Raw genomic sequence first — 13,561 nt, 5'->3', positions numbered from 1 at the left:
AAATTTGTACAATACCATTAAATCACACAATTAGTCGAAATTTTTCAGATAATAAAGATGTATGATTGAGAGGACAAGAAGATGAATAGTGATCTTTATAAGGAGTTGACAAGTAATATGAAACATTCAGCAAGTAGATTTATAGATTCTAAGTCATTGCAAAACATGATGAGCCAGCATGATATAGAGTATCTAGGTAGCCTTCTAGAAGAGGCTGGTCTTTATTATGATATGGGGATGAAAACCAAGGGTGATGCCATCTGGTGTGAAATTACAGATATGATTGAGGCAAGCAAACATGAAACTAGGTGTTTTTAGTCGTTTAATAGGTTATTTGGTAGGTGATAAGAGGTATATGCTTTCTAAGGTAAAAGGTATAAAAAGAAACTTTTCTAGTTTTGCAAAAACCATGCATTTGGATGAACTGGAGATGACAAAGTCAGAATACAAAGAAATTGAAGTTGTGTTTAATGAGATTAAGTCCTATGAGGTCAATGGAGAATACAGTAAGTGTAATCATCTATGGGATATGTTAATTGCCATGATTGACTTAAAGGTGACTGAAAAGAATTACAGACATTTCTATGAATCAATCTCAGAATATGCTTCAATTAATGAAAAGCAGCTTTCTGATATTAAGAGATTGTATTTCTTAACAGACTACTATGCACTTAATGGTCGAACTGTGGAAGCAAAGGCATCTTGGAAAATGCTGATGATGATATTAAAAAATGAGGTCAAGGATTTTGTTCCAAAGTCATTGAATGACTTTGATGGCGCCATACCCAAATTTTCGTAACTACCAACGGTAGTTTTTTTCTTTGTATTCATGTATAATCTTAGGATAGAAAGAAGGTATTATGATAAATGTAATAGTAACCCTAATCATGGTTGTCTCAATTTACCTTGTAGGAGGCATCATCAGCGATTTAATCAGTAGTTTTATAGTTATCCCTGGAAATCTAATAGGTATGGGCATCTTGTATATCCTTTTATCACTTAAAATTGTAACAGTAGACTATATAAAGACTGCAGGAGATTATCTTCTGAAACATATGAGTTTGTTCTTTATTCCATTTGGTGTATCTATTCTACTCTATTTTGAATTAATCAAGGATGAGATTATAGCCATATCTGTCATAACACTTGTTTCGACAGCTTTTTCAATGTGGTTGGCTGCTAAAGTAGTTGATAAGTTTGTTGGGAGGTCTAAATGATTGGTTTGATTTTAACGCTTGTATATTATGTAATAGCATTACAGCTAAAAAAGAGATTTAAGTCGCCTTTACTGAATCCTGTCTTGGTAGCTGTTGCTTTTTTAATCATGACCATTATATGGACACCACTTGATTATGACACTTATATAAAGGGTGGCAAGCTCATTGGAGATGCTTTAGGTCCTGTTGTGGTCCTTTTAGCCTTACCACTTTACAGACATAGAGATGCTATTAAGACATACTTTGCTCCCATTGTAATTGGGATACTTGTCAGCATATCATCCTCAGTTTTAGTCATCATAGGTCTTGGCACCTTGTTTGGCTTGGATCTTCAACTTATAAAAACATTGATTCCAAAGTCTATCACAACCCCAATGGCCATGGAAGTCAGCAGCATGTTAGGTGGTTTATCAGACATCACGGTTATTGTTGTAATTATTACGGGTATCTTAGGTGCAACGATTGCGCCAATTATTATGAAACTGGCTAAGACCAAGTCGGATATAGCCAAAGGCATCGCAATTGGTTCTGCCTCACATGGTATTGGTACTTCAAAGGCCATGGAAATGAGTGGCCAAGCAGGCGCTATGAGTGGTCTTGCCATGGGACTTACGGGTGTTATATTTGTGTTATTAACAAGTCTTTATGTCTTGTTTATATAAGTAGTTGTTTTACCGAAAGACAATTACCCATAGCTCGAACCTAGACTGATCATCTAGGTTCTTTGCTTTTTATAGCCTTAAAAGGTATAATTCTAAGAGGAGGTTGTTATGGAGAATTCATTAAGAAAATCTATTGGATTAATTGTTCTTTATATTTGTGCCATGATCATGTTGTTTATCTATGGACTCAATACAAATAACAGACTAATAATGTTCATCATACCAATGGTTATGACATATACATTAATTAGATTTTACAAGAATTATAAAGAGGTGATGAAAGACAATGAGTAATATTTCAATTCAAGTTTACAAAACATTCGAAGCAGACGTATCTAAAGGTTTAGTACCTTCGACTATATATGATATTTTTTTAGATGAGACCGTCATCGGCAAGTTATCACTTAGAATTGGTGACAATGAAAACATTTATTATGGTGGTCATCTTGGTTACACCATAGATGAGCCTTATAGGGGCAACAATTATGCTTATCAAGCTTGTATGGCCTTAAAAGAGATTGCTATAGAAAAAGGATTAACACATATAATTATCACTTGTAATCCTGACAATATGGCTTCTAAACGTGTATGTGAAAAGCTTGGTGCTCAACTTATTGAAGAAGTGGATGTGCCTGAGTATAATGATATGTACCAAAGAGGCGAAAAGAAAAAGATTAGATACAGATGGACACTTTAAGGGGTAGGTATGTCAAAAAACTCTAAACCATTATTTTGGTTACTCTTTGTCATTTATATTATTTTGCTACTGAAGGTGATTTTCTTTAGTATGTCCTTAGATGCTGTAAAGGCTGGTGTGACCAGTGCAAGTATCGATAGGGTTGCAAGCAATTTGAAGTCAGCCAATTTTATACCTTTAAGGCATATTAGCGGTTATATGGAGATGTATTTTAAGCCAGCCATGAAGATCATGGGCTTAAAGATTCTTTGGTTTGTACCTCTGGGTTATTTTATACCATCACTTACCAAACGCAAGCGTTTTAAACATGTACTCATTATTGGTTTATCTACAATACTATTTTTCGAAATCATGCAGTTGATTCTATCTTTAGGACAGTTTGATGTAGATGATATTATTTTAAATGGCATAGGCCTGGTATTAGGTTATATGTTTTATAAAGCCTTTAAATAAGACGGAAGTCTTATTTTTTTTCTTACTATTGTTAGAATCTTCACAAACAGTCTTTTAAAAAGATGGGTTTTAATGTAAAATAATCTTGAAATGATTAAATGAGCCTGAGAAACTCAAAAGGAGACATTAGATGTACAAAGACTTAAACGATGTATTTAAGGATCGTGAAATCGTCCGAGACTCTGTTGTGAAGTATCAAATGCTAAGAAATTCTGTAGGTAATGACCAAAAAGAATTACAAGCTTATGAAGCTTATATGAAGATGATACAGACTTTTCATAGGGGCCTTAGTGGGACAACTTATCAAGCCATTACAGAACTTGAAAGACCCAAAGAACCTGAGCAGAATAGAAAACATGAAAACCTTCATAGAAAGCAGATCAAAGACTTTAAACCGTCCTTATATGAAAGAGTATTTAAAAAAGATAGTGATAAGCTTAAACAGTTAAAAGACAATCTTTACTTTGCTAAGGAAAAAGATAAGAGAGACTATCATGATGCCTATCAATCTTATAATGAAAGAAGTAAGGATTATGAAGAGCTTTTAACTTGTCAGAGACTCATGGAAAAAAAAGATGAAACAGCTTTAAGATACTGGCTTGAGACTCATAGACCTTATGCTGAAATAGAAAAGATGGGCATAGACATTGATTATACAGTATCGGAAGATACTTTAGAACTTTCGGTCAGACATAAGGATAAGAAGCTGATTCCTATGTATGAAAAACTTATGGTAGACAATCAAGTTGTGACAAGAAAAATGTCAGACAAGGCTAAGCTGGAAGTATTTAAGAACATTATGGTCAGTGTATCTGTAAGGCTTGCAAGAGAATCCTTTGAATCAATACCAGTAAAAAAAGTCATAGTTAAGTCTTACTATAAAAAAATCGACCAAGCAGTGATGGCAGTAGCCTATAAGAAAGAGATATTTGAGCGATTGGAGTTCTCTCATGATGAGGCCAATAAAATAGTTGAACTTTTTAACTTTAGAAGTCACTTTGATTTAATAGAATAGTTTTATTAGAATAAGTAAAAGACCTGTGAGAACAGGTCTTTTGTCTTTAGTGAAATTATGGTTTGAGTTCCATATAGCTGTTCGGGATATTAGCAGTTGGTTGAACTGAAAATTCAGCTTATTTACACTAAAGCAGGATTTCTCCTATTTCCAATATACAACAAAAAAGGGGATTATCCAATAGCTTGACTATAGTATTATAAATCTCTTAAAAATAAATGAGTTTCTACAAAGTAAGGAGAACTTCGGGTATCATATAAGAGAAAGGTAGGTTATTATGCATAAAAAATTAATTATACTAGGTCTTGCCTTATGCTTGATGTCGTGTCAACAAAATGCTCAAGTAAAGACCAATAATACAATAGAAGCAGTTAACGAAGAAACAGTAGAAGAAGTCACTGAAAGTAATGATCTTGAAACAGAAACTGAGGTCATCTCTGTAGAAGCACACAGCTTACTGCCAATGTCAAAGATGGTTGATGACAAAGAAATGTGGGGCTATGTTTATGCTTCAGATTTAAACCGGGTTATTGTAGACTATCAGTTTGATGAAGCTTCTTATTTTGAAAATGATTACGCCGTGGTTTCCTTAGATGGCCTAGCGGGTGTTATTGATACTGAGGGACAAATGATTATTCCCTTTGAAGCATATAAGACACTTCACCAGGCAAATAAGGGCTTGTTGTATGGGATGACTCTTAATGACGAACCGGTTATATTAGATGAAAGTGGACAAGTTTTTTTACAACTTAAGCAAGGTGATTATATCTATAATCAAGGGAATGTTCTGAGTATTTACAAGGATGGAGAAGATTATTATTTTGATCCAATTACCAAACAGGCCATACTCTTAGAGGGTATTTACAACGATGTTCATGAAAAGGCATTCTATTCTGCTATAGATAAGCCTATAGAGATTACATATGATAGCATCAATGATGATTACTATTTATCGAGAGGTGGCAAACAGGTAACCGATCAAGCCTTTGATTATGTTTTACCAGTAGATGATTTTGTGGTTGTTGGTAATAAGGATGAAATCATTGAAAAACAAACCGGACAGCCTTATGCATTTGGCTTATTAGATGAAAAAGGCAATATCATTATTGATCCTCTTTATTATGACATCAAGCCTTTATCTGGGGACTATTTCGCAGTTGCTGAAGCCTATGATTTTTATGGCTTAGACTATAAAAGATACTCAGAAGATGTTTATAAGAAGGCTATCTTTGACAGGACAAAAGCTGTTACAGGTTTTGACTATTATATCATAGAGCATATCAAAGACTCTATATTCTATGTTTATGATGGTAACTCATATTACTTCCTTGATGTAGAAACTGGCGAGCAGATGATGGTCGAAGATGTGGAAGGACCATTTGATTTTAGGATGGTTGATGATCTGATTGTTGCAGAACATTCGAGCTATGATGGGTCAATGGTGCTTTATATAAAGGACTGGCAAGTTATTAAGAAGTCTACAAAAATCATTAAGTTAACAGAAGGTCGTGTTTTGACCAAATACAAGTCTGCGGGGATTAATCCTGTATTTTATCCAAAACTTGCCTATAAAGATGGTGATGTTGAAGACAAGATCAATGAAGACCTGGCTCAGAAGTTTGATACCAGCCTAGGCGAACTCGATGAATCAGGTGTTTACTCAACAATATCCAACCTAGGATTTAGAGCTGAAGAAGTAGATGGTAAACTCCAGATAGATCAAACATGGTATTGGTACGGTCTAGGTGCTGCCCATGGTAATTATGGTGAGGCAACTTATATTTATGATCTTTCAAGTGGTGAAAGTGTGAGTTTAAAAGATCTGTTTAAAGAAGAACTTGATTATCATAAGGTACTTGCTTTGGCTATGGCTGAAGTATCAGAAAATGACAATAGATTATATGTAGACTTATCGACTATGTCTGAAGAAGAGATCATCAATTACTTTAAAAGAGATGACTATAATTTTAGGTTCTATGATGGTGGCATTAGCATTTACTACAACCCTTATGATATAGGTCCATATGCTGCGGGTATCATAGACTTTAAAATAAACTACGAAGATATCAAGGACGCATTAAAGGATGATATGACACTATAATGTTTAATTCTAGCATTTTGTTATGTCATACATCAAAAGGTGCATAAACTGAGAAATTATGGTATAATCGTAACAATAGAGAAAGGAAGAGCTATGCGTAAAATGGATTATTTTATTGACATGTATGTTCAGACTTTTCCTGATCAGAAAAGAAAAATCGATGAGCATATTCAATTGAACGGTATGTTTCTTGGACACATTTTCTTTGATGAAGAGATATGTGGCCCCTTGTGTCAAAAGCTAAGAGATGCCCGAACAACTGAAGAAGTCAAGAAACTGGTAACAATCGTTGAAGCCATGTTACTTGAAGGTGATGATTACGTGCGGTCAATTGTCACCATGAATGTCCTAAAGATGCTTAAGCAAGATAGGGGCATTGTAGAAAAAGCGAAGGTTCATTTTTCAGACCAAATAATAGAGAAAATCGAAGCAGAAATGAAAGTAGGATAAAATGACATCTGAGTTGAGAAAAGTCTTGGTGCGCCTGGCAAAAGTTTTGAATAAAGAGAATATTACTTGGGCTTTAGGCGCATCTTCACTACTCAATTATCATGGATTGGTTGATACGGTAAATGATCTGGATTTACTGGTCATCCCAAGTGATATTGAAAGATTTGAAGAGATACTGTTAAGATTTGGAGAAAAAGAGTTTTCTCCACCAAGTGATGTTTATGGTACAGAGTATTTTGGTGAGTTTGTTATTGATGGTGTCAATGTTGATGTGATGAGTCGTATGAAAATCACCAACCACGATGTGACCTATGTTTATCCCTTTGATGAAACTTCTATCGTAGAAAAGTGGATGATAGATAATGAAGCCATACCTATGACATCATTAGAAGAATGGTATATTTTGTACAATATGATTCCGAATAGGGAAAAGAAGGTTAAGATCATAGAGGCTTATTTTAAGGACCATCCTGTTAAGTATCCTCATTTGTTAAAGCGAACAGAAAACTTACCACTATGGCTAATTGAGAAGCTTGAAGCTTTGTTGTAGTCTTTTGTGATATAATTAAGAAAGAGTATCCTATATGGTATACTCTTTTTTTGCTAGGAGGTAATTATGCGTAAAATGATTTGTATAGCTTGTCCTATCGGCTGTCATTTAGAAGTCAGTGATGATTTAATCGTTACTGGCAATCAATGTCCAAAAGGTGAGACTTATGCCATAAATGAACTTAAAAATCCTATGAGAATCGTGACATCTACAGTGGTCATAGAAGGGGCTATTCATAAGAGACTTCCTGTTAGAACGGCATCTGAAATACCCAAGAATCTCATTATGGATTGCATGAAGCAAATTAACCATGTTGTTGTAAAGGCCCCTGTAAAAATGGGGGATGTTATTATAAAAAATGTTTTGAATACAGGGGTTGATATCATTGCCTCCAGAAGCATGAAGAAGTTATGATGACTTCTTTTTTTTGTATAAACTCATAATCTGATTATTAGAATATGGGTCTGGTTCAGACTTGATGTAATCAAAGTTACAATCTTCTAGAAACTTAGTAGAAGGTATATTCACAGGGCTTGTGTATGCTTCAATAAGATCGAGTTCCATGACATCAAAGGCATAATCTATAACCCTTAGTAAGGCTTCTTTCATGTAGCCATGACGGCGGTAAGCTGGGAAAATCCCATAGCCGACTTCTGCCTTGTTTTCTTCGTGGTTTAAGTTCCAGATAGAAACGGTACCTATGATATCATCATCTAGACAAATGGCCCAGTTGATCCATTTTTCCTGATCAAGACCAGACTTCATCTTAATGATATAGTTCTTAGCCTCATCAATGGATTTGTATATGGGCATATCTACATAAGGAAAATTTTCTTTGTTGGATTGATAATCAAATAATGCACCTTCGTGTTTGAAAGAAAGCGATGTTAATGTTAATCGTTCTGTCTTTAAGACAGGAAATGGGTCAAATTTTATATTCATGTAAGTCACCTCCTTATATTTTTACCACAATTTTGTCTTTTCATTCAAGTTAACTTTAGATAAATGTTAATGCTTATTTAATGTCGACAGAGGACTTTTCGTTGTACAATTATTATGGAGAAATGAAATGCATTATTAGGAGGAATTATTGAATAAGTGTCAAGAATGGTACAACAAAATTGCTATAAGAAATAAGGGCTATAAAAGCCATGCAAACTACATAAAAGAAGGCATATCTGGTGAAGATATCTTTGAAGAAAGACTGATTGAGCTTTTACCCAATTACTCAAATGTGTTAGATATAGGTTGTGGGCATGGTGAGTTCACCTTAAGCATGTCTAAATACGCTCAGAAAATCACTGGTGGGGACAGTGCACTTGAACTGATAAAGATTGCCAAAGCTCTAAAAGAACAAAATCAAGTTGACAATGTAGACTTTATCTACTTTCACACACATGAAATAGATGAAAAACATCCAGTCTATGACCTAATATACAACAGAAGGGGACCAACTTCTATTTATGACCATAAAGAGCTTTTAGAAGAAGGTGGCAGACTCTTAGCGATTCATCCCTTATTTGCTATGGAAAAGGTCATAACAAGACTTAAAGAAGGTGGCTTTATGGACATTCAAGTAGATGTCTTTGATGAGTGCTTGCTGGTATTTGATTCAAAATCTGATTTTGCTGAACATCTATCATCTATGCATATGTCTTTAGATAACACCTTAGATGAACATCGAGAGGCCCTCGAAAAACTGATTCAAGAACATACACTTGACGGTAGATTGGTTCTCAAAGAAGAACGTTTTATTGTAAGTGCTTGTTAAAGTAGAGAGATTGAAGAGGAGTGTATGAAGAGACTTATTATTGTATTACTATGTTTAATTGTACTTATTGGATGCAGTGAGGAAAATGAAGTAAAAGATAAAGAAATCGATCAGTCAATTATTCAAGTTGAAGAGACCGATTATAAAGAAGCTTATTCTGGTATATGGACATCTGGTGATGAGAACATCAGTGTTTTATACCTATTTAATGATGGCAAGGTTTATTCAAATGACCCAGTTTTATTCGGTGATGAGAGTGCTTATCTAGGTCAAGGCATTAACGGCACGTGGACAGTCCATGATGGTTTTGCAAGTATGACAATGAATGGTAAGGATTTTCAGATATCACTTGAAGATGAATCCTTTGATATTGAAGATAAGTCATTTATCAAACTAAATAGTGATATAACGACTTCAACTCTTAATCTAGATGGTGAGTGGGCTAGGACAAAGGTTCATAAAGCTGATGGAGCTTTTATTAATATAGAAAGTAATGAGAGCTATCTGGTTTTTAATGCAGAACTTTATTCTGGTGGTCATACAGGTGGTTTATCAGGCATAGCACATTACATATCAGACAATGAAGCGTTTTATATACATCATAGGAAATCGGATAAACTAGAAACTGTAAGTTTTAATTTTTCAGATGATAATCTTGAAGTTACTTGTACGGGTGGCATCCAAAAGGAATTTGGTATGGGTGTCTACATGGAGGGCATGTATACTTTAGAAGAACCGGTATATACCAATGCAAGCATTATGCTTGAGACCTTTGAAACAAAGGATAGAATGGCTGTCATGAAAACACTTATTGGAGAAGAGAATCTCTCTTTCTTAGAGTTTGTGATGGCTTATGGTTTTGAAAGTGAAAATGAGTCGTTAACATATAGCGGTTTTGTAAGAGGCCTAGGTCAAGGCGTTAACTTCATCATGACTGAAGAAGACTACATCTACTACCTTTCATTTGGTCAAAAAGAAAATGAAATTTATTATACCAATGATCCCAATAGCAAGGGCTTAATGCATCCAGACTTAATGAAACAAGTTAAAGATCTTTCAAGAGTAGAATTTAATTACAATGATGGTTTTGAAGTCAAGCACATCAATGATTATGTTTATATTAAAGGGTCTTATATGCCACCAGCTTCTTGGTTGGGAGATACGCCTAGGTGGGAAAGAGGTATGAGTGAGTATGTAGAAGTTATTGTCAATGGTCAAATCAAGAATTTTAGAGTTGTGTCATTGGATTGTGATGACGATTTCAATTTGATTACAGGTGAAAGTCTCTATGAACTAGATGGTCTTAGTCATGAAAGATTTGTTATGGACACCTATCATCCAGAGGGGATTCCTGCAGAGGCAATCATGTTTGACGACATTTATGATCATACCTATACCTACGTCATCAGTGAGGGAACCTTAAGAGGCTATACATTCGATTTAAATGAAAGCCTGATTGCTCTAGATTACCATGATCACTATAGGCTGATAAGATCTTATGATGAGGAACTTTTAAAAGTACCTTATCTTAAATCATTTGCTAAGTCTCTAGAATCATTTGTACCAGAGGGGTGGTCACTTCTTGATCAAGTTCAGCTTGATTTTAACTCAGATGGTTTAAAGGATATAGTAGGCGTTATAGAAAAGACTTATATTGATGAAGAAATATCTGAATATCCAAGAATATTATTTGCACTTAAAGCCAGCCCACAAGGTTATATATTAGACTTTCAAGATATCAATCTTGTCAGACACGCTGGAGAAGGTGGTGTATTTGGTGATCCTTATATTCCTTTATCTTCAGACGGGAAGGACTTTGAAATCAACTCATTTGGTGGTAATGCCTGGAAGTGGTCTGAACGTTCTAAGTTTTCATTTATAGATGGTACTTGGTATCTTAAAGAAAAAGAAGATACATATGGTTATGGTCCGCATGTTACAGATTATACCTTTGAAAACTATGACAAGGGTTATAGTATCAGAAAGCATAATAATGAAGATTTTGAAAGTATTGAAAACTCTGATCCAGATCAAGTAGATGTAGCTTTTGAAATCAAGCTTAACGATATGCCCAGTCTTGAAGCATATAGTCAGTCATGGTGGTTAGCGCCGGATAGACTTGGTCAAATTCACTTTAGTGAGGTCTATACCCTAGAAGACATCAGCGACTTAAGTCGTTCTGAGATTCAGTCGGTTGTCAATGAAAGCAGCAACATCATTGAAATGACAAAGGACTTCTTGGTCTTCAAATCAAGAAACGCAGATGCTACAAAAGAACATTTTCTACTCTATGATAGAAGATTTAGAGATATTACTGTCTTTATGGAAGTGGATCTAATTGGTGATCAGTACAGTGTGATTGATGATATCAGGCTTGATGGAGATATCATGTATTACGTAAAAAATAACATTGAAAAAGATGGCGATAACACCTATATCAAAGAGGCTGGTATCTATCAGTATATGTTGGGTAAAGAGTCAGAAAAACTTGTTTCGTTTGAGAATAAAGAGATAGATGGAGACTATCCATATTTTTCTCTTTACATAGAACCAATTAATGGTGAAATGATATGTAGACTGTTTAATAACAATGTAGTTAAATACTACAAGATTATAAACTCAACTGCAGAATACCTCGGTGAAACAACTTATTAATCAAAGGTTTAAAATTGATAAAGCTAGATGTAATCAGAAATACTTATGTCATTTAGACCTAGTGATTTAGGATAATACAACAAAAATCAAAATCAAAATTAGTGAAGGAGTTCTAAAAATAGAATGAAAGTTTTAAAAATGCTAGGAAAAATGATTTTGGTATTGGCAATACCCTATGTGATGCAATTGTTATGTTTCTTTTTTGCAGGCATGGCCATCGCTATTGTTGCTGATCCAAGTGAGTTAGAAGTGACACAACTGACTGAAAGACTCTTGTCTTTTACGCCACTTATCCTCTTGTTGGCAAATATAATTGTTATAGCCTTGTTTTTCTTGGTGCATACAAGTAAAAGACGTCATAAGATGACTGTGGCATATAGGTTTAATCCTATTACAGTTCAAGAAGGCCTATTGGCAACGCTTATTGGTTTAAGTTCTTTTATGGTTTCGACAGGCTTTGCTGCTCTTACAAATATCCAAAGTTTAGATGTAGAGACAACGGAATCATTAAGTAATCTTATTATCAATGACAACTTTCTGATTACTTTTCTTGGGGTAGGGATTATTGCACCAATAGCAGAGGAAATTGTTTTTAGAGGCTCACTGTTTAAAAATCTTAGCGAGCATCTTAATATAAAATGGGTGATTGGTATCCAAGCTCTTGTATTTAGCTTATATCATATGAATATAGTACAAGCTTTTCCAACACTCTTGATAGGTATTGCACTGGGTTTGATGGTTTACTACACTAATAGTATTTGGCCAGCTATCATTATGCATATATTGAATAACTCTATGGCTGTTATACTAAGTAATGTTTTGCCATCGGATTTCTTGATACCATGGATAGGTTATCTGCTCATGATGCTTATTGGATTAGTTGCTTATGTGGTTTTATTGATGTATGCTAGAAAAAATAAAAGAGTATTCAGTGACTTGCCATCATTTGAGGTAGAAGAGATATTAGCATAGAGATGTAAAGACTTAATAAGGCGATTAATGAAGGAGAGTAAAATGAGAGAATTGCATCATTTATGTATACAGACAGATTCATATAAAGAATCTTTAGATTTCTATTGCAGAATATTTGACTTTGAAGTTGTAAAGGAAACGCAGAACTTCCATAAAAGAGCCTACAATACGTGGCTTAAATATGGTACTTTGATGATAGAACTTCAGACAGGTAAAGAAGGGGAAAGCCTTAGAGATTATTCAGGAATAAATAAAGGTTTGGTTCATTTTTCTTTTAGCGTGGATGATGTTGAAAAGGAATATGAAAGAATCAAAGCTTTAGGCTATGATAACTTTAAGCTAAAGAATGGCAAACATGTATATGTTGTTGAAGGCGGCAAGTTACTTAAGGTAATTTCTCCTGAAGGCACCATTATAGAGATACGGGACAGACAAGAAATCTAATACATATGGCATTAGATTTTTTTATGGAATGTGATTGTTGAGGCAGTCCTAAAACGACGGATTAAATCTGTGTTTTCTTAACTGAAAATTTACTTCTTTAATAATCTTATTTTGCTTAACTTCTACTTCAGTAATTTTAACGAATCCTTGTTTCTCACGCTCTTTCTTATAGTCTATATCAGGATATAGGTTTTTTATGAGTTCATTAACCGATGGAGAAGCACCCATTAAAGCTATTACTACATCTTCAGGAGGTATAGAAGATACAACTTTTGTTATTATGTTACTTTCTATAAGGCAGATGTCTTCGAAGTTTTTTAAGGAATCAGACTGAGATTCCAAGATTTCATTTATCGTAACATTATAGATTTTTGATAGTTCTAATAAAGTTTCTATATTGGGTAGAGAGATACCTCTTTCCCATTTTGAAATAGCTTGTCGAGAGACGTTTAGTATTTTAGATAAATCATCTTGTGTTATGTTTTTAGTTTGTCTTAGAATGACCAAGTTTTTTGAAATAGTGTTTAAGTTCATATAGCCCCCTTGTATAAATTTTACATGACAATAAATGTTA

Annotated in this window: 18 protein-coding genes; 16 read left to right on the top strand and 2 right to left on the bottom strand. The window is 34.3% G+C overall.

What is annotated here, in order from left to right; genetic code table 11:
- Nucleotides 1-81 precede the first annotated feature (81 nt).
- The 12 genes from EZV73_RS00855 (at nt 82) to EZV73_RS00800 (ending at nt 7,559) form a co-directional block, all read left to right on the top strand.
- Nucleotides 82-318, top strand: a complete 237-nt coding sequence (locus EZV73_RS00855) for a hypothetical protein (protein ID WP_240837396.1) — start codon at nt 82-84, stop codon at nt 316-318.
- Entirely contained in the window at nt 299-799 is a 501-nt protein-coding gene (locus EZV73_RS00850; RefSeq protein ID WP_240837395.1) for a hypothetical protein, read from the top strand. The genes EZV73_RS00855 and EZV73_RS00850 overlap by 20 nt, the downstream gene beginning before the upstream one ends.
- A gap of 61 nt (nt 800-860) precedes the next feature.
- Nucleotides 861-1,217: a CidA/LrgA family protein gene (locus EZV73_RS00845; protein ID WP_240837393.1), complete on the top strand. Its 357-nt coding sequence runs from the start codon at nt 861-863 to the stop codon at nt 1,215-1,217.
- The gene (locus EZV73_RS00840) at nt 1,214-1,879 is read left to right on the top strand and encodes an LrgB family protein (RefSeq protein WP_240837391.1); all 666 of its coding nucleotides are present in this window, start codon (nt 1,214-1,216) and stop codon (nt 1,877-1,879) included. Before EZV73_RS00845 ends, EZV73_RS00840 begins: the two co-directional genes overlap by 4 nt.
- A 108-nt stretch (nt 1,880-1,987) precedes the next feature.
- A complete protein-coding gene (locus tag EZV73_RS00835; protein ID WP_240837389.1) occupies nt 1,988-2,173 on the top strand; it encodes a hypothetical protein in 186 nt (61 codons plus the stop codon).
- A complete protein-coding gene (locus EZV73_RS00830; RefSeq protein WP_240837387.1) occupies nt 2,166-2,576 on the top strand; it encodes a GNAT family N-acetyltransferase in 411 nt (136 codons plus the stop codon). Before EZV73_RS00835 ends, EZV73_RS00830 begins: the two co-directional genes overlap by 8 nt.
- Before the next feature lie 9 nt (nt 2,577-2,585).
- Entirely contained in the window at nt 2,586-3,029 is a 444-nt protein-coding gene (locus EZV73_RS00825; RefSeq protein WP_240837386.1) for a VanZ family protein, read from the top strand.
- Between the two features lie 130 nt (nt 3,030-3,159).
- Complete coding sequence (locus EZV73_RS00820; RefSeq protein WP_240837384.1) at nt 3,160-4,044, top strand: hypothetical protein; 885 nt, start codon at nt 3,160-3,162, stop codon at nt 4,042-4,044.
- A gap of 277 nt (nt 4,045-4,321) precedes the next feature.
- The gene (locus EZV73_RS00815; RefSeq protein ID WP_240837382.1) at nt 4,322-6,145 is read left to right on the top strand and encodes a WG repeat-containing protein; all 1,824 of its coding nucleotides are present in this window, start codon (nt 4,322-4,324) and stop codon (nt 6,143-6,145) included.
- A gap of 93 nt (nt 6,146-6,238) precedes the next feature.
- Entirely contained in the window at nt 6,239-6,595 is a 357-nt protein-coding gene (locus EZV73_RS00810; RefSeq protein ID WP_240837380.1) for a hypothetical protein, read from the top strand.
- A 1-nt stretch (nt 6,596) separates the two neighbouring features.
- Entirely contained in the window at nt 6,597-7,145 is a 549-nt protein-coding gene (locus EZV73_RS00805; protein WP_240837378.1) for a hypothetical protein, read from the top strand.
- A 66-nt stretch (nt 7,146-7,211) separates the two neighbouring features.
- Nucleotides 7,212-7,559 (top strand): DUF1667 domain-containing protein, encoded by a 348-nt coding sequence (locus EZV73_RS00800; RefSeq protein WP_255812569.1) that lies wholly within the window; start codon nt 7,212-7,214, stop codon nt 7,557-7,559.
- Here EZV73_RS00800 and EZV73_RS00795 read toward each other — a convergent pair.
- On the bottom strand, nt 7,554-8,087 hold the full coding sequence (locus tag EZV73_RS00795; protein WP_240837376.1) for a GNAT family N-acetyltransferase: 534 nt from the start codon (nt 8,085-8,087) through the stop codon (nt 7,554-7,556). The two genes, EZV73_RS00800 and EZV73_RS00795, sit on opposite strands and share 6 nt — an antisense overlap.
- Nucleotides 8,088-8,235: 148 nt before the next feature.
- Between EZV73_RS00795 and EZV73_RS00790 the strand changes: the two genes are divergently transcribed.
- The 4 genes from EZV73_RS00790 to EZV73_RS00775 all read left to right on the top strand — a co-directional run bounded on the left by EZV73_RS00790 (nt 8,236) and on the right by EZV73_RS00775 (nt 12,987).
- Complete coding sequence (locus EZV73_RS00790) at nt 8,236-8,916, top strand: methyltransferase domain-containing protein (RefSeq protein WP_240837374.1); 681 nt, start codon at nt 8,236-8,238, stop codon at nt 8,914-8,916.
- A gap of 24 nt (nt 8,917-8,940) precedes the next feature.
- Complete coding sequence (locus tag EZV73_RS00785) at nt 8,941-11,571, top strand: hypothetical protein (protein ID WP_240837372.1); 2,631 nt, start codon at nt 8,941-8,943, stop codon at nt 11,569-11,571.
- 123 nt (nt 11,572-11,694) lie between these two features.
- Entirely contained in the window at nt 11,695-12,543 is an 849-nt protein-coding gene (locus EZV73_RS00780; protein ID WP_240837371.1) for a CPBP family intramembrane glutamic endopeptidase, read from the top strand.
- 42 nt (nt 12,544-12,585) lie between these two features.
- Complete coding sequence (locus EZV73_RS00775; protein WP_240837369.1) at nt 12,586-12,987, top strand: VOC family protein; 402 nt, start codon at nt 12,586-12,588, stop codon at nt 12,985-12,987.
- A 48-nt stretch (nt 12,988-13,035) separates the two neighbouring features.
- Here the strand turns inward: EZV73_RS00775 and EZV73_RS00770 are convergent, their stop codons facing one another.
- On the bottom strand, nt 13,036-13,521 hold the full coding sequence (locus EZV73_RS00770) for a helix-turn-helix domain-containing protein (protein WP_240837367.1): 486 nt from the start codon (nt 13,519-13,521) through the stop codon (nt 13,036-13,038).
- Nucleotides 13,522-13,561 lie beyond the last annotated feature (40 nt).

The sequence above is a fragment of the Acidaminobacter sp. JC074 genome, from assembly GCF_022496765.1.
Lineage (GTDB): Bacteria > Bacillota > Clostridia > Peptostreptococcales > Acidaminobacteraceae > JABXKX01.
The sequence above is the reverse complement of the archived record's forward strand: the minus strand, read 5'-3'. Positions and strand labels throughout refer to the sequence as shown.

Bases quoted from the DNA above. Each gene is read 5' to 3' on its own strand.
- EZV73_RS00855 (WP_240837396.1), top strand. From the start codon at position 82: ATGAATAGTGATCTTTATAAGGAGTTGACAAGTAATATGAAACATTCA.
- EZV73_RS00850 (WP_240837395.1), top strand. From the start codon at position 299: ATGAAACTAGGTGTTTTTAGTCGTTTAATAGGTTATTTGGTAGGTGAT.
- EZV73_RS00845 (WP_240837393.1), top strand. From the start codon at position 861: ATGATAAATGTAATAGTAACCCTAATCATGGTTGTCTCAATTTACCTT.
- EZV73_RS00840 (WP_240837391.1), top strand. From the start codon at position 1,214: ATGATTGGTTTGATTTTAACGCTTGTATATTATGTAATAGCATTACAG.
- EZV73_RS00835 (WP_240837389.1), top strand. From the start codon at position 1,988: ATGGAGAATTCATTAAGAAAATCTATTGGATTAATTGTTCTTTATATT.
- EZV73_RS00830 (WP_240837387.1), top strand. From the start codon at position 2,166: ATGAGTAATATTTCAATTCAAGTTTACAAAACATTCGAAGCAGACGTA.
- EZV73_RS00825 (WP_240837386.1), top strand. From the start codon at position 2,586: ATGTCAAAAAACTCTAAACCATTATTTTGGTTACTCTTTGTCATTTAT.
- EZV73_RS00820 (WP_240837384.1), top strand. From the start codon at position 3,160: ATGTACAAAGACTTAAACGATGTATTTAAGGATCGTGAAATCGTCCGA.
- EZV73_RS00815 (WP_240837382.1), top strand. From the start codon at position 4,322: ATGCATAAAAAATTAATTATACTAGGTCTTGCCTTATGCTTGATGTCG.
- EZV73_RS00810 (WP_240837380.1), top strand. From the start codon at position 6,239: ATGCGTAAAATGGATTATTTTATTGACATGTATGTTCAGACTTTTCCT.
- EZV73_RS00805 (WP_240837378.1), top strand. From the start codon at position 6,597: ATGACATCTGAGTTGAGAAAAGTCTTGGTGCGCCTGGCAAAAGTTTTG.
- EZV73_RS00800 (WP_255812569.1), top strand. From the start codon at position 7,212: ATGCGTAAAATGATTTGTATAGCTTGTCCTATCGGCTGTCATTTAGAA.
- EZV73_RS00795 (WP_240837376.1), bottom strand. From the start codon at position 8,087: ATGAATATAAAATTTGACCCATTTCCTGTCTTAAAGACAGAACGATTA.
- EZV73_RS00785 (WP_240837372.1), top strand. From the start codon at position 8,941: ATGAAGAGACTTATTATTGTATTACTATGTTTAATTGTACTTATTGGA.
- EZV73_RS00780 (WP_240837371.1), top strand. From the start codon at position 11,695: ATGAAAGTTTTAAAAATGCTAGGAAAAATGATTTTGGTATTGGCAATA.
- EZV73_RS00775 (WP_240837369.1), top strand. From the start codon at position 12,586: ATGAGAGAATTGCATCATTTATGTATACAGACAGATTCATATAAAGAA.
- EZV73_RS00770 (WP_240837367.1), bottom strand. From the start codon at position 13,521: ATGAACTTAAACACTATTTCAAAAAACTTGGTCATTCTAAGACAAACT.